The sequence below is a fragment of the Pseudomonas sp. BF-RE-25 genome (genome assembly GCF_019956105.1).
In the GTDB taxonomy this organism is placed as follows: Bacteria; Pseudomonadota; Gammaproteobacteria; order Pseudomonadales; family Pseudomonadaceae; genus Aquipseudomonas; species Aquipseudomonas migulae.
In genome coordinates this window covers 22,751-42,865 of record NZ_JAHBDB010000011.1, presented here as the reverse complement: position 1 = coordinate 42,865, position 20,115 = coordinate 22,751, and the positions used below count along the sequence as shown (strand labels likewise).

At 58.3% G+C, this 20,115-nt stretch carries 20 protein-coding genes and 1 pseudogene; 8 read left to right on the top strand and 13 right to left on the bottom strand.

Going from position 1 to position 20,115, the window contains the following annotated elements; translation table 11 throughout:
• Both KGB24_RS29350 and KGB24_RS05905 read right to left on the bottom strand, forming a co-directional pair.
• Window positions 1-132, bottom strand: coding sequence for a helix-turn-helix domain-containing protein (locus tag KGB24_RS29350; protein ID WP_223414259.1), 132 nt, complete (start codon window positions 130-132; stop codon window positions 1-3).
• Window positions 133-1,035: 903 nt separating this feature from the next.
• Complete coding sequence (locus KGB24_RS05905) at window positions 1,036-1,332, bottom strand: hypothetical protein (RefSeq protein ID WP_223414257.1); 297 nt, start codon at window positions 1,330-1,332, stop codon at window positions 1,036-1,038.
• 505 nt (window positions 1,333-1,837) lie between these two features.
• Between KGB24_RS05905 and KGB24_RS05900 the strand changes: the two genes are divergently transcribed.
• On the top strand, window positions 1,838-2,104 hold the full coding sequence (locus KGB24_RS05900; protein ID WP_008044241.1) for a DUF2790 domain-containing protein: 267 nt from the start codon (window positions 1,838-1,840) through the stop codon (window positions 2,102-2,104).
• Between the two features lie 130 nt (window positions 2,105-2,234).
• Here KGB24_RS05900 and KGB24_RS05895 read toward each other — a convergent pair whose 3' ends face one another.
• Entirely contained in the window at window positions 2,235-2,504 is a 270-nt protein-coding gene (locus KGB24_RS05895; RefSeq protein ID WP_008026579.1) for a DUF1652 domain-containing protein, read from the bottom strand.
• A 304-nt stretch (window positions 2,505-2,808) separates the two neighbouring features.
• Between KGB24_RS05895 and eco the strand changes: the two genes are divergently transcribed.
• Entirely contained in the window at window positions 2,809-3,291 is a 483-nt protein-coding gene (gene eco, locus KGB24_RS05890) for a serine protease inhibitor ecotin (protein ID WP_223414256.1), read from the top strand.
• A gap of 145 nt (window positions 3,292-3,436) precedes the next feature.
• Here the strand turns inward: eco and ilvA are convergent.
• Window positions 3,437-4,438, bottom strand: a pseudogene (gene ilvA, locus KGB24_RS05885) (threonine ammonia-lyase, biosynthetic); the annotation flags it as partial.
• 247 nt (window positions 4,439-4,685) lie between these two features.
• Here ilvA and KGB24_RS05880 point away from each other — a divergent pair.
• Window positions 4,686-5,021, top strand: coding sequence for a DUF2834 domain-containing protein (locus KGB24_RS05880; protein ID WP_008026584.1), 336 nt, complete (start codon window positions 4,686-4,688; stop codon window positions 5,019-5,021).
• A gap of 240 nt (window positions 5,022-5,261) precedes the next feature.
• Here the strand turns inward: KGB24_RS05880 and KGB24_RS05875 are convergent, their stop codons facing one another.
• Both KGB24_RS05875 and KGB24_RS05870 read right to left on the bottom strand, forming a co-directional pair.
• A complete protein-coding gene (locus KGB24_RS05875) occupies window positions 5,262-6,185 on the bottom strand; it encodes a magnesium transporter CorA family protein (protein ID WP_008026585.1) in 924 nt (307 codons plus the stop codon).
• 7 nt (window positions 6,186-6,192) lie between these two features.
• Window positions 6,193-7,767, bottom strand: coding sequence for a RimK family protein (locus KGB24_RS05870; RefSeq protein ID WP_223414254.1), 1,575 nt, complete (start codon window positions 7,765-7,767; stop codon window positions 6,193-6,195).
• A gap of 92 nt (window positions 7,768-7,859) precedes the next feature.
• Between KGB24_RS05870 and KGB24_RS05865 the strand changes: the two genes are divergently transcribed.
• Window positions 7,860-8,957 (top strand): peptidase C39 family protein, encoded by a 1,098-nt coding sequence (locus KGB24_RS05865; RefSeq protein ID WP_223414253.1) that lies wholly within the window; start codon window positions 7,860-7,862, stop codon window positions 8,955-8,957.
• 110 nt (window positions 8,958-9,067) lie between these two features.
• Here KGB24_RS05865 and KGB24_RS05860 read toward each other — a convergent pair whose 3' ends face one another.
• From KGB24_RS05860 to lpxO, 3 genes are all read right to left on the bottom strand, one after another.
• Window positions 9,068-10,219, bottom strand: a complete 1,152-nt coding sequence (locus tag KGB24_RS05860) for a PQQ-dependent sugar dehydrogenase (protein ID WP_223414252.1) — start codon at window positions 10,217-10,219, stop codon at window positions 9,068-9,070.
• 51 nt (window positions 10,220-10,270) lie between these two features.
• Window positions 10,271-10,627 (bottom strand): hypothetical protein, encoded by a 357-nt coding sequence (locus KGB24_RS05855; protein WP_223414251.1) that lies wholly within the window; start codon window positions 10,625-10,627, stop codon window positions 10,271-10,273.
• Between the two features lie 160 nt (window positions 10,628-10,787).
• A complete protein-coding gene (lpxO, locus tag KGB24_RS05850) occupies window positions 10,788-11,687 on the bottom strand; it encodes a lipid A hydroxylase LpxO (protein ID WP_223414250.1) in 900 nt (299 codons plus the stop codon).
• Between the two features lie 494 nt (window positions 11,688-12,181).
• Between lpxO and KGB24_RS05845 the strand changes: the two genes are divergently transcribed.
• Both KGB24_RS05845 and KGB24_RS05840 read left to right on the top strand, forming a co-directional pair.
• Window positions 12,182-13,771, top strand: a complete 1,590-nt coding sequence (locus KGB24_RS05845) for an ABC-F family ATPase (RefSeq protein WP_008026595.1) — start codon at window positions 12,182-12,184, stop codon at window positions 13,769-13,771.
• A gap of 269 nt (window positions 13,772-14,040) precedes the next feature.
• On the top strand, window positions 14,041-15,228 hold the full coding sequence (locus KGB24_RS05840) for an MFS transporter (protein WP_223414249.1): 1,188 nt from the start codon (window positions 14,041-14,043) through the stop codon (window positions 15,226-15,228).
• Window positions 15,229-15,308: 80 nt separating this feature from the next.
• Here KGB24_RS05840 and KGB24_RS05835 read toward each other — a convergent pair whose 3' ends face one another.
• The gene (locus KGB24_RS05835) at window positions 15,309-16,346 is read right to left on the bottom strand and encodes an alpha/beta hydrolase family protein (protein WP_223451619.1); all 1,038 of its coding nucleotides are present in this window, start codon (window positions 16,344-16,346) and stop codon (window positions 15,309-15,311) included.
• Between the two features lie 257 nt (window positions 16,347-16,603).
• Window positions 16,604-17,215: an FMN-dependent NADH-azoreductase gene (locus KGB24_RS05830; RefSeq protein WP_008029877.1), complete on the bottom strand. Its 612-nt coding sequence runs from the start codon at window positions 17,213-17,215 to the stop codon at window positions 16,604-16,606.
• A gap of 129 nt (window positions 17,216-17,344) precedes the next feature.
• On the opposite strand from KGB24_RS05830, the gene KGB24_RS05825 reads away from it, so the two are divergent.
• A complete protein-coding gene (locus KGB24_RS05825) occupies window positions 17,345-18,253 on the top strand; it encodes a LysR substrate-binding domain-containing protein (RefSeq protein ID WP_008029879.1) in 909 nt (302 codons plus the stop codon).
• Window positions 18,250-18,609 carry an MmcQ/YjbR family DNA-binding protein gene (locus KGB24_RS05820; RefSeq protein ID WP_192227109.1) on the top strand — a complete coding sequence of 120 codons (360 nt, stop codon included), beginning with the start codon at window positions 18,250-18,252 and terminating at the stop codon, window positions 18,607-18,609. The genes KGB24_RS05825 and KGB24_RS05820 overlap by 4 nt, the downstream gene beginning before the upstream one ends.
• Here KGB24_RS05820 and KGB24_RS05815 read toward each other — a convergent pair.
• Both KGB24_RS05815 and KGB24_RS05810 read right to left on the bottom strand, forming a co-directional pair.
• Window positions 18,606-19,031: a DUF1294 domain-containing protein gene (locus KGB24_RS05815; RefSeq protein ID WP_008029882.1), complete on the bottom strand. Its 426-nt coding sequence runs from the start codon at window positions 19,029-19,031 to the stop codon at window positions 18,606-18,608. The genes KGB24_RS05820 and KGB24_RS05815 overlap by 4 nt on opposite strands.
• Window positions 19,028-19,858 (bottom strand): undecaprenyl-diphosphate phosphatase, encoded by an 831-nt coding sequence (locus tag KGB24_RS05810; protein WP_223414247.1) that lies wholly within the window; start codon window positions 19,856-19,858, stop codon window positions 19,028-19,030. The genes KGB24_RS05815 and KGB24_RS05810 overlap by 4 nt, the downstream gene beginning before the upstream one ends.
• Window positions 19,859-20,115: the final 257 nt, after the last annotated feature.

Genomic DNA, 20,115 nt, shown 5'->3' with positions numbered 1-20,115 from the left:
TCAGATCGTCCTGGCTTCCGGTAGTGACCGAGAGTATCGAGCGGCGCGGCATATATCAGTATCCGTGCGAAGGTACCGATAGAGGGTTTCCCTACTTATACCGAACTGACGGGAAAACTTTGATCTATTCAATTACGGTCGACCCCTTCGCGACCTTATCGACGTGTTGCTTACGGGTAGGTCTACTGCAGTTTGCGGAAGCCACGCTCATCTTCAGAGAATTCAGAGAAGGGGCGATCTCTAATGATCCTAGGTTGTGTGCTGCCATCCGGCTTCAGCAGCTCCTGCTCGAAACCCGTGCCAAGGAGCACATTGTTAATGTCGGCATACTTGAATCTTTTGGACGTGTTATCGCTCCAGGCTATGGTTACTTCCGTACTATCAGCCGAAGCGAACGGGCCACTCGTCTTGGTTGGTGCACTAATTTCGATATGGGATCCGACGGCGATCTTAGCGAACGATGTTTGAGAGTAAGGCATAATTAAAACGCTCTTTTGATTTGGATGTGGCTTAACTCTACGGCGCAGGGTGAAACCTGACACCTGTAAGTTCTGACAGTTTTTTATAATCATTCGAAATAGAAAGTATTTCGAACTATTCAATAGCGGATCGAGGACGGATGCTGGAGCTGACTGCAACCCGGTTATTGACTTAGCTTAGGGGTGTCATACCGTATACACATGGACTCTTGCATCACTTAGCCCATAGTTTCTTTTCGGGATTTAAAATCAAAACGCTTGCGTGGGTGCATGTTCAATTGCAGGGCTATGTTGTTCATGCTGTTGAGCGCAACGCTGAAGCCGGATTCTGTAGGCCACCCAGGGAGAAATCTGATTTCTACTTCGTAGCCTGCGCCAAACGGGATCGAAAGGGTAAGGCCTATCTCATCCCCAAATATAGCGATGCCATGGATGTGGAGCAGTATCAACAAGTCTTGGAACGGCTTTTAAGCAAAATGCCCGCGCCCGCCGAATGGTGGTTGGCGGCCTTCGAAGCCTGCCCACGGGAGGCAGGCTCATGTTTGCAGCTACGACGTCAGATAGGCGCCTTCCAGCCCAGCATCCGTTGCTGCGCAACCTTGAGCAAGTCGCAACCGTCCTGCGTCAGCAGGTAAAGAGCGTGCGTGATGTGGGGGATGTCCTGGACGTCGCCGTCTTTGAAACATTGGAGGTGGAGTGTTTCAAGTAGCTCGCTGGAGGCGCGGATGCGCTGGAGGGCGGCTTCGAGGATGTCTTGGGGGTTGGCTTCGGTGTCGATGACCAGAGGCGTTGAGTCGGTGACGCTGCTTTTGATTGAACGGTAGCGATCGGGGAACGGATTTAACGTATGCATAGTAATTACTCGGACATTAATTAGTAATCGCCAGCACCGTGACCAAACGATGGGAGGCGGCTGTGTACAGGCTTGGTCAACCGATAACGCCCAAATCGGCTCGCCCGAAGGCGTCCCGCACACAGCCGCCATTACAACGCAATACGAGACATAGAAGTTCGTAGTGCGAATGAGGGCACATGTGGGGGCATTATCAGGTGACCAAACCTGTTCGCTGATTTTGCAGCGAGCCCAAACAGTAATCGCTACGCCCCATCAGCCGAAAGTCGACAAAGCATCCATCCTTGTAGGACGAAGCCGAAGCTACCGAAGATTTTCACCCCAACGAAACGCCTGACAGAATCGTCCCTTACGACAGGCGGCATTCAGCCGGGTTAACCATTGCTTAACCCTGCGGTCCAAGACTTTACTGGACCGCACGCCCTCAGGTTCCTCTGACGCCCAGTGCGGCAGGTTCGACGTTCACTACGTCGAACTCTCGTTCCGTCCGCACCGGAGATTGCTCATGAACACGCGCATTTTGCTGGTTACCGCTGCCCTCGCCTGCACCGGGTTTACCGGGCTTGCCCAGGCCGACGACACCACTTCCTCACAAGCCGTGCCCTACGAATACGGGATGCCGCTGCACGTGGCCAAGGTGGTTGCGCTGACCGAACCTACGACGCTGGACTGCAAAGTCATTACGGCTGAGATGAAGTACATCGATACGTCGGGCAAACCCGCAGAGATCTCGTATCGCAAATGGTCGGATGCGTGCAGTTATCAGAATTGATAACGCGACACTCATGCTTTTCTGTAGGAGCGAGCTTGCTCGCGAAAAACGTTCGGATAACGAGTTTGTTCAGAAAATACGCGTTATCGTTCACGTCCATCGCGAGCAAGCTTGCTCCTACAGGATTGGCTTATAGCGCTTGCCGGTCGGGATGCAGCGTCTGCAGCGCTGCCCGATGCTGAATTTCGGTGCGCAGCTCGGCAATCAGGTCATTGATTTCCCGGCAGCCATTGAGTGTGCTGGCGTCTATGCCAGTGACCAATAGATCCACTTGATCGGTCTGGCCGTCGGCATACACCTTGATGCTCATCGACAGGTCGGGCGTCAGCGTGCATTGACAACGTTTCGGCAGAAAACTGCTTTCGATGATGTTGCGAAGTTCCAAGGCAGAAAGAAACATGGCGACCCTCTCCTTATGTGAGATTGCCAATCAGCTATCAATGCCGACTCAACTCATTCGCGGCCAGCTTCAGGACCAGATGAAGCATAAAACATGCCCCGGATTTCGCCGTGCAGCTCATCGGTAATTCAAAGGTTTAATGTGTCTTCAAGTAAATGGACTCATGCAGTCTGCATGAACGCAGGTTCTCGCCCCTGCAAATTGCAACCTGATGAGTCCGGGTTTGCATTGGCCGCCCATGGCAGTAAAAATGCGGCCACTCCCTTTAACATCCGCTGACCCTACTCACACGCAAGGAGGCATCATGGGTTCATTGACCCGAATCACTACCGTCGGCCTGATTGTTGCCGGGCTATCGACCGTTGTTCACGCGGCGAAACTCGAAGACGTTGCACCGTTTCCCAAAGCCGAAAACGGCTTCACCCGCCAGGTCATTCACCTCGCCCCGCAAGCCGGTGAAGACAACTACCAGGTCGAAATTCTCGCTGGCAAGACCTTGACCGCTGACTGCAATCGCCAACGCCTGGGCGGTATGCTCGAGGAGAAAAACCTCGAAGGCTGGGGCTACCCGTTCTACCGACTGGAAAAAGTGATCGGCCCGATGAGCACGCTGATGGCCTGCCCGGATGGCAAGAGCAAACAGGACTTCGTCCCGGTGGTCGGTGACGGCTTCAGGTTGCGTTACAACAGCAAGCTGCCGATCGTGCTGTATGTGCCGAAGGACGTAGAAGTGCGCTATCGGATCTGGTCGGCGTCAGGCAAGGTTGAAAAAGCGATTCAGGAATAACCCGGATCCTGTAGGAGCGAGCCTGCTCGCGATGGCGTCTTAAGAGTCAACATTGATGTTGACTGACAGACCGCTATCGCGAGCAGGCTCACTCCTACAGGGATTGGGGATTGGTTGGCCCCCTGCTGTCTGCTCACACTAGGGCTTCGCTCAGCGCGGCGCGTTCGGCGACGTGGCGCAAGCTGTCGAAGTTGATGTTGGCGCCGGAATCGATGGCCACCAGCGTTTGACCACGCACGCCAGTCTGCGCCACGTACTTCTTGATTCCCGCAACGGCCAACGCACCGGAAGGTTCGGTGATCGAGCGAGTATCGTCGTAGATGTTCTTGATGGCGGCGCAGAGTTCGTCGTTGCTGACGGTCAGCACCTCATCCACGCAAAACCGGCAAACCTCGAAACCATAAGCGCCGATCTGAGCGACGGCGACGCCATCGGCGAACGTACCGACGTTGGACAGGACAACACGTTCGTCTGCCTGTAAGGCGGCGCGCAGGCACGCGGAATGTTCCGACTCGACGCCAATGATGCGGACTTCAGGTCGCAGGTATTTGACGTACGCGGCGATGCCCGCGATCAGGCCGCCACCGCCCACCGGCACGAAAATCGCGTCGAGCGCTCCTTGGTGCTGACGGAGGATTTCCATGGCGACCGTGCCCTGCCCTGCGATCACGTCCGGGTCGTCGAAGGGCGAAACGAAGGTGCGGCCGGTTTGTTCTGCCAGGTTCAAGGCGTACGCCAGGGCAAACGGAAAACTCTCCCCGTGCAGCACGGCATCGGCACCGCGACTGCGCACTCCGAGCACCTTCAGTTCCGGCGTTGTGGCGGGCATGACGATGGTCGCGGCAATCCCCAATTCACGCGCCGCCAGCGCCACGCCTTGGGCATGGTTGCCTGCCGAGGCGGTGATCACACCGCACGCCTTCTGCTCATCGCTCAATTGCACCAGTTTGTTGTAGGCGCCACGGATCTTGAAGGAAAAGGTCGGCTGCAAGTCTTCGCGTTTCAACAGAATCTGATTGCCCAGGGCTTCGGACAGCGCCGGCGCGGCTTGCAACGGCGTGCGTACCGCCAGTTCGTACACCGGCGCGGCGAGGATCTTTTTGACGTAATGCTCAAGCAAGCTCTGCTGGGCGGGTGTGCTGTTCATGGTCGTCTCCTGACGTTGATCAGAACCCAAGAGACAGAAAGTAAAAACCCGCCTCTAGGGCGGGTTGGGTGCTGCAGTCGTGAGCTAGCCCGCCAAATAAGGAATGGCGGTAATAATGCTTGGCTGGCAGCGCAATACGGTGGAAGTCATGGCTGGAAATTAGCCGGGCATGGCAGGCAAGTCAATGGCCAAATTTTCCCGGCCTGTGTAGGCTCGCTGTTCTGCTCATCGTCCAAGGAAGGAAATCATGAAGTCTGTCGCCCTGCCCCTGATTGCCCTGCTCGCCTTCGCTGGCTACACCGTTGCGGTGATGCTCCAGGCGGAACAATCGTTGATCGAATTCGGCATCAGCCTGATGTCGCGACCTGATACCGCGCAGGTGGTGATTGATCTTTATCTGCTGGCGACGCTGGCCGGGGTGTGGATGTACAGCGATGCGCGCAAGCGTGGGCAGTCGGCATTGTCCGTCATTCCCTATTTATTGCTCACCGCGATTTTTGTGTCGATTGGGCCGTTGTTGTATCTGGTGGTTCGGGGGTTGCAGGATCGGAAGAGGTCCGTGGGTGCCACGCAAGAAGTCTGATCCTGAGTGTGTGGGTGTTGAGGGCGCCATCGCCAGCAAGCCGGCTCCTACAGGAGATTTGTGTTGAACAGGCAACCTGAGTTCAACCCGGCCCCTTGTGGGAGCGAGCCTGCTCGCGATTACTGATCTGAAGTTTGTGGTGTAGTTGAGGCCGCCATCGCCGGCAAGCCGGCTCCTACAAGTGGTGCGCGCCACTGTAGGAGCCGGCTTGCCGGCGATGGCGGCCTGACATTCACCACATCATTTGGCCAACCGCCGCAACCCCATCACCATCACTCCCGCCCCTAGCATCATCGCCGTCAAAAACAATGGATACGACACCCACCACGGCGTCCCCGCCGTCATCATGCTGAACTCGGACATGCCGCCGATGCTCGCTATCAGATTGAGCGGCAGGAACACCACGTTGATCAGCGTCAGTTTGCGCAGCAGGTTGTTCATGCTGTTGTTCATCAGGTTGCCCCGGGCGTCGATCAGCCCGGAGAACACCGTGGAATAGATTTCCGCCTGTTTGTAGCACTGGTTGTTTTCAATGATCAGGTCGTCGATCAGGCCGATGGCCTCGGCGCCGAAGTGCTCCTTTTCCGCGTGGTTGCGCAGCCGGGTCAAGACCGCGCCGTTGCTGTGTATCGCGTTGATGTAATAGATCAGGCTTTCGCTGAGGTTGAACATCTGGATCAGGTGCTGGTTCTGCATCGACGCGTTGAATTTCTGCTGCAACTCCCGCGCAACCAGCTTGATCACCTTGAGGTGGCCCAGGTAGTGATGGATGTTGTTGAACAGCAGATCCAGCAACACATCCAGCGGCGTGTTCAGTTTCTGCCGGGTGCCGAGCCCATGCAGCGGCGAATCGTCGGTGGCGATCACCAGTAAACGCTGGGTAGAAAACAGCAAACCGCAGGACGACACTTCAAAAGCCAGGCTGCCGGCACCGGAATAATTCTCCGGGCGCTTCCAGATCAGGAACAGGTTGTCGGGGTGAAACTCGATGCGCGATACCTCATCGGGGTCCAGCGCCGACGCCAGGGCGTGTTCATCGAGTTTGAAATGGCTGTGCAGCAAGTCGCGCTCGGCCGCATCGGGGTTGCTGAACAGCATCACTTCGGCGTCCAGCCGTTCGACCGCATGCAGCACGCCGTGGGTCAGTTGGAAGCTCTTGATCATCGGCCGATCACCAGGCCTGGCCGCGGCGTTTGAGTTCCAGTCGGCGGACGAACTCTTCCAGCACCAGCGAGTACAAATCGTCCTGCAGATACGCGTCTTCGATACCGGCGTCCATGTTCGGGTTGTCGTTGACCTCGATGACTACCACCTTGTCGCCGGACTGTTTGAGGTCGACGCCGTAGAGGCCGTCGCCGATTAGGTTCGCGGTTTTCACCGCCAGCTCCACCACCGCACGCGGTGCTTCGTGAACCGCCAGGGTACGGCACTCGCCGTTGATGTTCTGCCCCTTGGCCTTGTGGTTGTAGATCTGCCAATGGCCCTTGGACATGAAGTACTGGCAGGCAAAGATCGGTTTGCGGTTGAGCACGCCGATGCGCCAGTCGTACTCGGTGTAGAAAAACTCCTGAGCCAGCAACAGCACCGAGTGTTCGAACAGTTCGGCGGTCGCTTCGAGCAAGGCTTGCTGGCTTTCGACCTTGATCACGCCACGGGAGAAACAACCGTCGGGAATCTTCAACACCAGCGGAAAACCCAGGCGCTCGCCGACCCGTTCGAAGTCTTCCGGTCGCTCCTTGTAGAGAATTTCGGTGGCGGGCATGCCCAATTGATGGCTGTTGAGCAGGTCGGTCAGGTAGACCTTGTTGGTGCAGCGCAGGATCGATGCCGGGTCATCCATCACCACCAGCCCTTCGCTCTCGGCTTTTTTCGCGAAACGGTAGGTGTGGTTGTCGACGCTTGTAGTCTCGCGGATCAACAGCCCGTCGTATTCGGCGATGCGTGCGTAGTCCTTGCGCTCGATCAGCTCCACGTCGATGCCCAAGGTCTTGCCCACGCGTACGAAATTTTCCAGCGCCTTGGGATTGGACGGCGGCAACGCTTCCTGCGGATCGTGCAGGATCGCCAGGTCATAACGGGCCAGGCGTCGCGACCGTGGCACGCGCCAGATCTTGCGGCTGAACGTGTCGAGTGAGTGGGCGAACTGATCTTCCTGATCTTCGCGCAACTTATGCAGGGCGCCAGACTTTATCCCTTCGATGTGCCAGCCGTTAGTTCGGCGAAACTCAACTAACAATATCGGGCACGGAAACACTTCAAACAACTGCCGCGCCAAATCCTGCAATGGCTCTATATGCGTCTTGCCAAAATACAGGGTCAGGGTAAAACCTTCGGTATCACTGTAAAGGTGATGACTGAGGGCTTTTTCCAGGGTTTTATCCAGGTCATCCAGCGCCAGGCCGTACAGGGCTTTGCGCGTCAGTTCGCTGATGGTGCGCACCGATGGAATAACCTTGTGCCCCCGCGCCTCGGCCAGCAGCGAGCAGTAATAACCGTGCCCCAGGTACTTGTAGCTGCGGCACAGGTTGATCACCTGGACCCGTTTGCCCTGCTCGTTGTCGCGGGTCTGCTCGAGGTATTCCTGAGCCGTGACGATGTCTTCGCTGGGGAAGTAGGACGCCCAGTCTTCCTTGCGTTCGACGATGATAATCAACTGACTTGAAGTTCTAACCGTGTCATTTAAATAAGTTGCTGCCGGCAAACTTTGCTCGGATACTTCGCGCCAATGACCTTGTACCGCTGACATAGTAATTGATCCGTTGGAGAACAAGACCTTTCCTATTAAGCACGAACTTTTTCGAAAGTCCCGTTTCGTTACGCAACTTTTACGGCGGTCATATGAATCCTGTCTTTCGCTTGGCGGTAGTTGAAGACTTACCCGCGTTGCAGGCACTCGAACAGCAATGTTTCACCACGGACCGGCTCACCAGCCGCAGCTTTCAATGGATGATCACCCGCGCTCACGGACGACTGCTGGTGGCCCAGCGTGGCGAGGAATTGCTGGGTTACGCGTTGGTGTTGTTTCACCGGGGCACATCGCTGGCGCGGCTCTACTCGATTGCCATCGCCGAACAGGCTCGCGGCAGTGGGCTCGGCAAGCAATTGCTGGAACGCATCGAGGCCTGCGCCCTGGAACACGACTGCGCGTACCTGCGGCTGGAAGTGCGCATCGACAACCCTGCCGCCATCGCCCTGTATGAGCGCAACGGTTACCGGCGCTTCGCGCTGATCCATGATTATTACCAGGACCATGCCGATGCGCTGCGCCTGGAGAAACGCATCCTTCAACACCGTGACTCGCGCAATATCAACGTGCCCTGGTACGCCCAGACCACCGATTTCACCTGCGGCCCGGCATGCCTGTTGATGGCCATGGGTGCGCTGCAAACCGGTCGTGTGCTGGAGCGCCGCGAAGAACTGCAGATCTGGCGCGAGGCGACCACCGTGTTCATGACCTCTGGCCACGGCGGGTGCAGCCCTCAAGGTCTGGCATTGGCGGCGGCGCGACGCGGGTTTCGTGTGCGCCTGCAAGTGAGCATGGCCGGGCCGTTGTTTCTCGATGGCGTGCGCGATGAGCATAAAAAAGACGTCATGCGCCTGGTGCACGAGGAGTTCATGGCTCAGTTAGTAACGACTGACGTCGAACAGGTACTCGGTGGTCCACTGGACCTGCCTCGGTTACTGAGCGACGGCGGACAGCCGCTGGTGCTGATCAGCAGTTATCGGCTGACCCGCTCCAAGTCGCCGCACTGGGTGATCGTCACCGATTGCGATGAAGAGTTTGTGTACTTGCACGACCCGGATGTCGACCATAGCCAGCATCGTCAGCCCATGGACTGCCAGCATTTGCCGGTCAGCCATGGGGAGTTCGAGAAGATGTGCAGTTTCGGGCGCGGCAAGTTGCGGGCGGCGGTGATTCTTTATCGCCGTGAGTAATCAATGCATTTATATTGTGTCTACCGCCGCCATCGCGAGCAGGCTCGCTCCCACATTAGATTGCGGTCAAATGTGGGAGCGAGCCTGCTCGCGATGGCGGTGCATGATTTTTACATCAGCCCGACCTTGTACAACACGCCATCATCTTCATCGGTGAGCACATATAAATACCCGTCCGGCCCCTGCCGCACGTCGCGGATGCGTTTGTTCAGCTCACCCATCAAACGCTCTTCGTGAACCACCCGGTCGCCGTCCAACTGCAGGCGTATCAACTCCTGACTGACCAGTGCACCGATGAACACGTTGTGCTGCCACGCCTTGAAGCGGTCGGCGTCGTAAAACGCCATGCCGCTCAGGCCGGGAGATTTTTCCCAGACGTGGCGCGGCGCAACAGTGCCTACGGCGGTCTTGCCCGTGGCTTCCGGGATCGGTTGACCGGAGTAGTTGATGCCATGGGTCGCCAGCGGCCAGCCGTAATTCTTGCCACGTTCGATGACGTTGATCTCGTCACCGCCACGCGGGCCGTGTTCGTTTTCCCAGAGCACGCCGGTCCAGGGATTGAGCGCCGCGCCTTGTGGATTGCGCTGGCCATACGACCAGATTTCCGGACGCACGCCCGCCTGGCCGACAAAGGGGTTGTCGTCGGGCACCGTGCCGTCCGGGTAGATCCGCACGACCTTGCCTTGCAGCTTGTCCAGGTCCTGCGCGGTTGGCCGGTCATTGTTCTCGCCGAGGGTGATGAACAGGTAGCCGTCACGGTCGAACACCAGTCGCGAACCAAAGTGATTGCCGACCGAGAGTTTGGGCTCCTGACGGAAGATCACTTTGAAATTTTTGATTGCTGTCAGGTCTTGCGACAGTTGCCCACGACCAACCGCCGTGCCGGCCTTGCCCCCCTCGCCGCCACCTTCGGCGTAGGACAGATAGACCGTGCGGTCCTGTTTGAAATCGGGCGACAGCACCACGTCGAGCAGACCGCCCTGCCCTTTGGCCCAGACCTTCGGCACGCCACTGAGCGGTGCCGAAAGTTTGCCGTCGACGCTGACCACGCGCAGGTTGCCGGGCCGTTCGGTCACCAGCATCCCTTGGCGATCCGGCAGAAACGCCAAGGCCCACGGATGATCCAGCCCCTTGGCGATGGGCGTGACCTCAAGAGTGCCCTGTTCACTTTTCAGCGCTTGCGCGGGTGCCGCGATAACGGGTGCGGCGGTGCTGATCAGGGCGCTGGCGCAAACGGTGGCTAGGAGGGTTTTACGCAACATGCACGATTCCTTTTGTCGTCTGAATGGCTGGCAAGACGTGCGTCCTGCTGCTCAACGGTTGCTGGTGCCTGCGTCCCGAGGGGGTGGATTAGGGATGAATTTCGGTGGGCTGACAGGCGCCGACCGATCCTGGGGATAGCGGTTGCCAATGCCGCCGTTGTCCAGCGTCGGTGGCCGCGGAACGGGAACCGTGTTCGGCCCGCGGATGGCCGGTGCACTGGGTTGTGTGCCTTGCATGCTATTGGGGTTGGCCCGGCGAATCGGGCTGTTGTAAGGATTGCTGGTGGCGCCCGTCGGGCTCTGGGCCAACAGCATCGGGAATGTGGGCAACCGGATGTCGGCCTGGGCCAGATGGCTCAGGACGCCAGTCAATGCCATCGTGATGATGCCAAACGCTAATCGGTTCATGGCCAGCCTCTCGAGGTGATACAGCCTTCGATAGCACGCTACGCCCGAGGTTCGGATTTGTTAACCAAAACCATGTAACACGAAGTTGTTCCCCTGCCAGGACTGGCTTGTACGCCGCTGAAAACTTTGCGCCGGGCCATGGACAGCCGCGGCGCCTCAATCAGATCCAGACAAAAATCGCCAGCAACCCGGCAAAAATCGCCCACTTCTCCAGGTAATAGAGTGTGCGGTTGCGCTTCTTCAACGCTTTGCCGCGCAGGCGAATCTTGTAGATTCTGGTGAACAGTCGATTGATGCCACCCGTCTTGTCGCCCACTTCGTTCGGCGCGCCCGCCGCCGACATCACGTTGCGGCTGAACCAGCCATTGAACGCCGCTGCCCAGCGATACTTCATGGGGCGCTCGATGTCGCAGAACAAAATGATGCGGTTCTGCTGCGTAGTGTTTTCGGCGTAATGAATGAAGGTTTCGTCGAACATCACCGCTTCACCGTCACGCCAGTGATAATTCTCGCCATCGACGTTGATGTAGCAGCCGGCGTCGTTCGGCGTCTCCAGGCCCAGGTGATAACGGTAGGAACCGGCATACGGGTCGCGGTGACGTACCAGTTTCGAACCGGGCGGCAGTTCGGCGAACATCGCCGCCTTGATCGAACCGATGCTCTGCACCAGTTCGGTGGTACGCGGGCAGAGCTTCATTGCCGAAGGATGACTGTCGCCGTACCACTTCAAGTAGAAGCGCTTCCAGCCGGTTTTGAAGAACGAGTTGAAGCCGACGTCGTCGTACTGGTTCGAGCGCTTGATCTCACCCGCCTTGAGCAGGTTCTGACCTTCGGCGCGGATTTCTTCCCAATGGGTCTGCAACGGGCTCAGGTCCGGGAAGTCGGCCGGATCGAGATACGGTTTGTTGGGGATTTTCGAGAACAGGTACAGGAAGCAATTGATCGGCGCGAGAAACGTCGAGTGATCGCTCAGTTGGCGGCCCAGCTTGTGGCGCACCTGACCGCGCAGGTGGACGTACGCAATCGATACAACATAAATAGCGGCAATGATGAGTTTCACGGAAATCGTCACACGTCAGAAGTGAACAAACTGCGACCCCTGACAGGCCCTACGGCCCAAGGGTCTTGTGCAGCGTCTGAATACGAAACAGCGTCCCTGAGGCGCGTCCTAGAGCATCCCCGTGGCCGGCACCCGGTTGAAAGATGGCATTTTAGCCACGGCTTGTAACAAATGGTTAGCATTCAGGTGTGAAAATCTGTCCACTTGTACCGCCAAAGCATCCGTGCGGCCTAAACGCCCTATCGTTTAAAGAGCCAGACCAGTACAATCGCCGCCAAACATTACGCGCCCCCCTTGGTTGATGACGGGAATGAACCCCGTCTCAGCGCACTTCGACTCGGGCCAAGCGCTCCAACTGCTGCTGTCCACTTATTGCCAGATGGACCTTCCGCTTCTGATCGGGATGTATTTCCCGTGGTTTGAATACCGGAAACGGGTACTGAATCGGTACTGCCGCAACCCTAGCTACTCTGAATGCTTCGCAGGAAAAACCTTTGATCTCTACAGCTAACATCACGATGCAGTTCGGCGCCAAGCCGCTATTCGAAAACGTTTCGGTCAAATTCGGCGCGGGCAACCGCTACGGCTTGATCGGCGCCAACGGCTGCGGCAAGTCCACTTTCATGAAAATCCTCGGTGGCGACCTCGAGCCTTCCGGCGGTCAGGTCATGCTCGAGCCGAACGTGCGTCTGGGTAAATTGCGCCAGGACCAGTTCGCCTACGAAGAATTCACCGTGATCGACACCGTGATCATGGGTCACGAAGAACTGTGGAAGGTTAAAGCCGAGCGCGACCGCATCTACTCGCTGCCGGAAATGACCGAAGAAGACGGCATGGCCGTGGCCGAGCTGGAAACCGAATTCGCCGAAATGGACGGCTACACCGCCGAATCCCGTGCCGGCGAACTGTTGCTGGGCCTGGGTATCGGCATCGAGCAGCACTTTGGCCCGATGAGCGAGGTTTCCCCAGGCTGGAAACTCCGTGTATTGCTGGCGCAGGCGCTGTTCTCCGATCCTGAAGTACTGTTGCTCGACGAACCGACCAACCACCTGGACATCAACACCATCCGCTGGCTGGAAAACGTGCTGACCCAGCGCTCCAGCCTGATGATCATCATCTCTCACGACCGTCACTTCCTGAACAGCGTGTGCACCCACATGGCTGACCTGGATTACGGCGAGCTGCGCCTGTTCCCGGGCAACTACGACGAGTACATGACCGTGGCGACCCAGTCCCGCGAGCAACTGCTGTCGGACAACGCCAAGAAGAAGGCACAGATTTCGGAACTGCAATCGTTCGTCAGCCGCTTCTCGGCCAACGCCTCGAAAGCCAAGCAGGCCACTTCCCGCGCCAAGGCGATCGACAAGATCCAGCTGGCCGAAGTCAAGCCTTCGAGCCGTGTGAGCCCGTTCATCCGCTTCGAACAAACCAAGAAGCTGCACCGTCAAGCGGTCATCGTCGAGGGCATGGCCAAAGGCTTCGACGGCAAGACACTGTTCAAGGACTTCAGCTTCCAGGTTGAAGCTGGCGAGCGCGTTGCGATCATCGGCCCGAACGGTATCGGTAAAACCACCCTGCTGCGTACTCTGGTCAACGAACTGACCCCGGATGCCGGTACCGTGAAGTGGACCGACGCCGCGGAACTGGGCTACTACGCCCAGGACCACGCGCACGACTTCGAAGACGACTGCAACCTGTTCGACTGGATGGGCCAGTGGACCCAGGGCGGCGAGCAACTGGTTCGCGGCACCCTCGGCCGCATGCTGTTCTCCAACGACGAGATTCTGAAGTCGGTCAAGGTCATCTCCGGTGGTGAGCAAGGTCGCATGCTGTTCGGCAAGCTGATCCTGCAAAAGCCGAACGTGCTGATCATGGACGAACCGACCAACCACTTGGACATGGAATCCATCGAGGCGCTGAACCTGGCGCTGGAGAACTATCCGGGCACGCTGATCTTCGTCAGCCACGACCGTGAGTTCGTATCGTCGCTGGCCACCCGCATCATCGAGTTGAGCCCTAGCGGCGTGATCGACTTCAGCGGTACTTATGACGATTACCTGCGTAGCCAAGGCGTTGTGTTCTAAGCGTTCGCTATAAATGAAAAGCCCTGTCCATGTGACGGGGCTTTTTGCATTTCAGGATCAAAAAGCTTGAGCCTGCGGTAACCGGTCCCTGTAGGAGCCGGCTTGCCGGCGATAGCGTCCTCGAGATCGCCATCGCCAGCAAGCCGGCTCCTACAGTAGTCCGTATTCCAAGTCAGGAAGGTGCGATGTTTGATCGTTAGCCTGCTTTCTTTTATTCCACACCCGCGCCATGATGGACCTCTCCCACCGCCGCCCGCGAACGAGCCCTCATGTCTGCGCAGCAACTGCCACCGCAAAGCTCCATGGCGATCACCCTGCAGATCGTCTCCATCGTTTTCTATACCTTTATTGCCTTCCTCTGCATCGGCCTGCCGATTGCGGTGTTGCCAGGTTATGTCCACGAACAGCTCGGGTTCAGCGCGGTCGTCGCAGGGCTGACCATCGGTTCGCAATACCTCGCCACCCTGCTCAGCCGCCCGATGGCCGGGCGAATGTCGGACAGCATCGGCACGAAACGATCGATTGTTTACGGGTTGACGGGGATTGTCCTGAGCGGCGTGCTGACGTTGCTCTCGACGCTGTTGCAAAGCTTTCCGCTGACGAGCCTGTTGATCCTGATCGCTGGCCGTTTGTTGCTGGGCATCGCGCAGGGCTTGATCGGCGTCGGCACCATCAGTTGGTGCATGGGCCAGGTCGGCGCGGAACACACCGCGCGCTCGATCTCGTGGAATGGCATCGCGTCCTACGGCGCCATCGCAATCGGTGCGCCATTGGGCGTCGTGATGGTGGCCGCGTATGGTTTTGCCAGCCTGGGCATCGCGCTGTCATTGTTGGCTGCGTTGGCGCTGCTGCTGATCCGCAATAAACCTTCGGTGCCAGTGGTTCGCGGCGAACGCCTGCCGTTCTGGGCGGTGTTCGGGCGTATTGCGCCGTTCGGCGCGAGCTTGAGCCTGGCGTCGATCGGCTACGGCACGCTGACCACCTTTATTACCCTGTATTACGTGAACCGTGGCTGGACCGGCGCCGCGTACTGCCTGACGGTGTTCGGTGTCTGCTTCATTCTGGCGCGACTGCTGTTCATTTCCAGCATCAGTCGTTTTGGTGGATTCACCTCGGCGATTGTCTGCATGAGCATTGAAACAGCGGGCCTGGTGCTGCTGTGGCTCGCGCCGTCGACCGGTTTCGCCCTGATTGGCGCGGGTCTGGCCGGGTTTGGCCTGTCGCTGGTGTACCCGGCGTTGGGGGTAGAAGCCATTAAACAGGTGCCCAACTCCAGTCGCGGCGCGGGTTTGAGTGCTTACGCGGTGTTTTTCGATCTGGCGCTGGCGATTGCCGGACCGCTGATGGGCGCAGTGGCGTTGAACCTGGGGTATTCGTGGATTTTCTTCAGTGCGGCAATGTTGTCGATCACCGGCTTGGCCCTGACCCTGCTACTGAAACGCCGCGCTATAGCCTGATCATTTCAACCCATGCTGGCGATGGCGATTCCGAGGACGCCATCGCCAGCAAGCCGGCTCCTACAGGTGTGGCGTGAGACCTATTGATCGGCGGTTTGCATGCCGGCGCGGGTCGGTTTGCCCAGTGCGTGGGAGAAGAAGCGCCCGGCTTCGGAGATCATGTTGCGGTGAATGTCCTCGCGATCGACACCATCGGCATCGGTGCACAGCGCCGGCATCGCCCTGATCTGTTCTTCGTTGCACGGTGCCATGAACACAAAGTGCCCTGCCCCGGCCAGTAGCTTGAAGTCCGGTGCGGTCGGCAGTTTGCGCGCCAGCGCCGCGGCGTTTTTGTCGAAGGCCACCAGTTTGTCGCCGTCACCGCTGTACAGCAGCACCGGTACATGCACGTCGGCCAGGGTATGGCGGCCGAACTTCAGGCTCAACGGCGCCATCAGCAGCAGCGCGTGCACCCGGGGATCCGCCACCGGTTGCAGGTCATCACGGTCGACAATCAGTTCACCCTGGGTGTTGCAGGCATCGTGGTCGTCCGGACGCTCCTGGCAATAGCGACGCAGACGATCCAGATCCGGCGTCGCCCCCGACAGAATCAGCGCCGTTTCCCCGCCGGCCGAATAACCGATCACCCCCACCTGATCGGCATTGACGAACGGTGCGAGCATACGGTCGCCCAGTGTCGCGGTAATAGCTTCGGAAATCTGGATCGGCCGCCCATACAAGTTGCTCAAGGTACCGAGGCGGCTGTGGTCTTTGGAGTTGTCGCCGGGATGGATCACCGCCACCACCACAAAACCCTTGCGGGCCAGCGATGTGGCGAGGTCGTGCAGGGCCAGCGGGGTTCCGGTGTTGCCGTGGGACAGCATCAGCATCGGGAAGCGGCCAATGGCGACGCGGGTGTCTTCGCCCGCTTCGACCGTGTAGCCCTCGAGTTTACTGGAGTGTTCGCGGTCGCTGGAGGGGTAGAACGCGATGGCGCGCATCGGTTGCAGGTCCAGTGGGTCGAGAAAACTCATCTCATGGAAACCGACGCTCCAGTGAGGATGTGGCGCAGGCGCGGCGTGCACTGAATTCAGGCTGCTGAGCAGGCAAATCAGTAACGTTGCCCAAAGACGCACCATGGGATGCCCCACCTTTGTTACTTGACCGGGAAGCCCGTTCTCCATCGATTACCGAGGAAGCGGCCTTGTACCAGCAATTGCGGCCACCAAGGTCGTTACAGAACGGGGACGTTAAACCCTCGACTGCATAACCTGAGCCACAACATGAAAGATTACGCAATGATCAGAAACAAAAAACTCCGTATCTGACCTTGCGGGATCAGAATACAGAGTTTTGTGGGGTGTTGCCCGAGCTGATTTACAACTTTACGCAAGCCTTACGCGGCGGCGAACAGTTGCTCGCTGATTTGCGTGCGAGCAGCGCTCATGGCTTTGGTGCGGACTTCATCACCGTACGCCAGGCCTTCGGCACGGACGAATTCAATGTCGGTGATGCCGAGGAAGCCGAACAGCAACTTCAAATACTCTTCGTGCGCAACGCCACTCGCCTGACCTGCATGCAAGCCGCCGGCAGTCGACACGATCACGACTTTCTTGCCACCGCACAGGCCTTCAGGGCCGGCTTCGGTGTAGCGGAAGGTCTGGCCGGCAACGGCGATGCGGTCGATCCAGGCCTTGAGTTGGGTCGGGATGGTGAAGTTGTACATCGGTGCTGCGATGACGACGGCATCGGCGGCGAGGAATTCGGCCAGTGTCGAGGCGCTCAGTTCGGCTTCGTGCTGCTGAGCGGCGTTGCGCAGTTCAGCGGAGGTGCCGGCGGCGACCAGGGTCGTGGCGGAGAAATGGCTGATGGCATCGCTGGCCAGGTCGCGGTAGGTCACGATGGCGGTCGGCTCGGCAGCTTGCCAGGCGCTGACGACTTCGCGGCTCAGCTGACGGGAAGCCGAGTTGTCACCAAGAATGCTCGAATCGATATGCAGCAGTTTCATATGGGATCTCCAGGTGAGGACCGCCACGAGGCGATCTGATGGAGACAATCCTACAGACGAAACCAATAGCTGATTAGACCGCAACAATGCGATAGTTCGTCTCACTGATAGAACAATCGAGTTAAAACCATGCAAGACCTCAATGACCTCTATTACTTCGCCAAAGTGGTCGAAGCCGGCGGGTTCGCGGCAGCCGGGCGTTTGCTGGGGATTCCCAAATCACGATTGTCGCGCCGCATCGCCGAACTGGAAGAACGCCTGGGTGCGCGCCTGCTGCAACGCACTACCCGGCAACTTAAGCTAACCGCTGTGGGCGAGCGCTATTTGCGCCACTGTCAGGCCATGTTGCTGGAAGCCGAGATGGCCGATGAGGCCGTGGCCAGCATGTCCAGCGAACCTCGCGGACGCTTACGGGTGTCTGCCCCCGTCGGGCTGGCTCACGAAATGTTGCCAACGGTGATCAGCAAATTCCTCGAGAAATACCCTCATGTCCAGCTTGAAGTCATGCTGGTGAACCGCCGGGTCGATCTGGTGACCGAGGGCGTCGACGTCGCGTTGCGGGTTCGCGAACCGGGCGATGAAGACCCGCTGCTGGTGACCCGGCGCCTACGTCAGGCGCAGATGCTGATGGTGGCCAGTCCGGGTTTTCTTCATGGACGAGCAATCAATCATCCCGAAGACCTCAAGGGCTTGCCGGTGCTCGGCGCACTGGAAGCGGACCGCATGGTGCACATCCGCATGCTAGACCAACAGGGTAAAAGCCATGAACTCGCGCTCGAAGCGCGACTGGGCATCGATGACTTTATCGTGCGCAGGGCCTGCACCCTCGCCGGCCAGGGTTTTACCATGCTGCCGATGATGTATTGCGAGCAGGAACTGGAAAGCGGCGCGCTGGTGCAGTTACTGCCCGACTGGTCTTTGCCTGGCGGCTGGCTGCAAGCGGTCTACCCTCATCGGCGCGGGGTGATGCCGGCCGTTCGTGCCTGGCTCGACCATTTGATCGAATCATTCAATGCCTGTGGGGACCGACTGATATGAAGGCTGGGCGTATGAGCGAAGAGGATGTCGCGCAATTCTGTCTCGCGCTGCCGGGTGCGCGGGAAGATTACAAATGGGGCGGCGTGCGGGTGTTTTCGATTGCCGGGAACAAGATGTTCGCCCTGCAGAACCTGCGGGGCGACTCTTTGGCGTTCAAGGTCGACAAGGACTTGTTTCTGGGGCATTGCGACCGCCCGGGCATTCATCCGGCGCCATATCTGGCCCGGGCCCAGTGGATCATCATGCAAGCGCCCTACCCGTTGGGCAGTGAAGAACTGCAAGGACTGCTGCAACGTTCCCATCAACTGGTGGTGAGCAAACTGCCCAAACGCACGCAGGTCGGGCTGCTGCTTTAAAGCAGCGCCAGATTGGCGCCCAGGAACAGTTGATCGATCCAGAACACTTGATGCAGCAGCACGATCACCCAAAACAGCAACTGAAACGACACTTTGCGGGTCTTGTGCCGAAACACCTGCTGGGCCAGCAACGCGCCCGGCCAGCCGCCGGCGAGTTCCACCGCATGCAACACGTTTTCCGGCGTGCGCCAGCGGTCGGTCCGGGCCTTGCGTTTGTCGCTCCAATAAAGGAAGAACGCCAGTACGCTGACGATGCCATAGGCCGCCAGGGGAATCAGCGAAACCCCTCGCAGCCAGAACGACATCGAGCCGAACAACGGCAGCGCACACACCATCGCGAACACCAGCAGTTTCAGCCGTGGGTTCTGGATTCCGCCCCCGGACTGGCGCCCGGGATTGTTGCGTGCGCGGGTGTCATTCATGGCTTGACCGAGGTCCAGTCAACCCAGCCAAACTGCCAGGTGGCGAGAATGAGCAGGCCAAATGCAATGCGGTACCAGGCGAACACCGCGTAGCTATGGCTGGCGATGAACTTGAGCAAGCCCCGGACGGCAATCATTGCGAAAATGAACGCGGTGACAAAACCGATGGCGAACACCGGGAAATCGGCCGGGACGAACAGGTCGCGGTATTTGTAGCCCGAGTACACCGCCGCACCGACCATGGTCGGCATCGCCAGGAAAAACGAAAACTCGGTGGCCGTCTTGCGCGACAGCCCGAACAGCAAACCACCAATGATCGTCGCACCTGAACGCGAAGTGCCTGGGATCATCGCCAGGCACTGGGCGAAGCCGACTTTCAAGGCATCTTTCCAGGTGATCTCGTCGACGGTTTCAGCATGCACTTCATGCTGACGCTGCTCCGCCCACAACATCACGATGCCGCCCACGACCAATGCGGTGGCGACGGTAATCGGGTTGAACAGGTAATGGTGGATCAGGTCGGCGAAAATCACCCCCAGGACCACGGCCGGCATGAAGGCAATCAGCAGGTTGGCGGTAAAGCGTCGGGCGCCGGGTTGCGTCGGCAAACCGATGACGACATCGAAAATCTTGCGGCGAAATTCCCACACCACCGCGAGGATCGCCCCAAGCTGAATAATGATGTTGAACGCCATCGCCCGCTCGCCACCGAAATTGAGCAAGTCGGCCACGATGATCTGGTGTCCGGTGCTGGAAATGGGCAAAAACTCCGTCAGCCCTTCTACAACGCCAAGTATCAATGCCTGAAAGGCGGTCCAAAGATCCATCAATCCCCCAAAAAGCGATGCGCTACGGCATGCCCCGTTAATATTTTTCAAAACATTGACTGCGATCAGCGCAGTTGCAGCCAGACGCGCACAGAATCCAGACGAAACCGTAAAAATTCCGTGAAAAATCAACTTGGATTCAGGTTTTTCCGTGCGGGGCCGAAATCCTATCAGACAAGCCTGAATAACGCTGCCACGTTATTGGACTTGGGTCGGATATGCCCGATCGGCAAAATGTGGTTGGATGCTGGCGGTCG

Excerpts from the sequence above, each read along its gene's own strand:
- KGB24_RS05905 (WP_223414257.1), bottom strand. The coding sequence starts at position 1,332 with ATGCATACGTTAAATCCGTTCCCCGATCGCTACCGTTCAATCAAAAGC.
- KGB24_RS05825 (WP_008029879.1), top strand. The coding sequence starts at position 17,345 with ATGCAAGACCTCAATGACCTCTATTACTTCGCCAAAGTGGTCGAAGCC.
- KGB24_RS05855 (WP_223414251.1), bottom strand. The coding sequence starts at position 10,627 with ATGAACCGATTAGCGTTTGGCATCATCACGATGGCATTGACTGGCGTC.
- KGB24_RS05860 (WP_223414252.1), bottom strand. The coding sequence starts at position 10,219 with ATGTTGCGTAAAACCCTCCTAGCCACCGTTTGCGCCAGCGCCCTGATC.
- KGB24_RS05865 (WP_223414253.1), top strand. The coding sequence starts at position 7,860 with ATGAATCCTGTCTTTCGCTTGGCGGTAGTTGAAGACTTACCCGCGTTG.
- KGB24_RS05875 (WP_008026585.1), bottom strand. The coding sequence starts at position 6,185 with ATGATCAAGAGCTTCCAACTGACCCACGGCGTGCTGCATGCGGTCGAA.
- KGB24_RS05895 (WP_008026579.1), bottom strand. The coding sequence starts at position 2,504 with ATGTTTCTTTCTGCCTTGGAACTTCGCAACATCATCGAAAGCAGTTTT.
- KGB24_RS05870 (WP_223414254.1), bottom strand. The coding sequence starts at position 7,767 with ATGTCAGCGGTACAAGGTCATTGGCGCGAAGTATCCGAGCAAAGTTTG.
- KGB24_RS05810 (WP_223414247.1), bottom strand. The coding sequence starts at position 19,858 with ATGGATCTTTGGACCGCCTTTCAGGCATTGATACTTGGCGTTGTAGAA.
- KGB24_RS05815 (WP_008029882.1), bottom strand. The coding sequence starts at position 19,031 with ATGAATGACACCCGCGCACGCAACAATCCCGGGCGCCAGTCCGGGGGC.
- KGB24_RS05840 (WP_223414249.1), top strand. The coding sequence starts at position 14,041 with ATGTCTGCGCAGCAACTGCCACCGCAAAGCTCCATGGCGATCACCCTG.
- KGB24_RS05830 (WP_008029877.1), bottom strand. The coding sequence starts at position 17,215 with ATGAAACTGCTGCATATCGATTCGAGCATTCTTGGTGACAACTCGGCT.
- KGB24_RS05880 (WP_008026584.1), top strand. The coding sequence starts at position 4,686 with ATGAAGTCTGTCGCCCTGCCCCTGATTGCCCTGCTCGCCTTCGCTGGC.
- KGB24_RS05835 (WP_223451619.1), bottom strand. The coding sequence starts at position 16,346 with ATGGTGCGTCTTTGGGCAACGTTACTGATTTGCCTGCTCAGCAGCCTG.
- KGB24_RS05900 (WP_008044241.1), top strand. The coding sequence starts at position 1,838 with ATGAACACGCGCATTTTGCTGGTTACCGCTGCCCTCGCCTGCACCGGG.
- eco (WP_223414256.1), top strand. The coding sequence starts at position 2,809 with ATGGGTTCATTGACCCGAATCACTACCGTCGGCCTGATTGTTGCCGGG.
- KGB24_RS05820 (WP_192227109.1), top strand. The coding sequence starts at position 18,250 with ATGAAGGCTGGGCGTATGAGCGAAGAGGATGTCGCGCAATTCTGTCTC.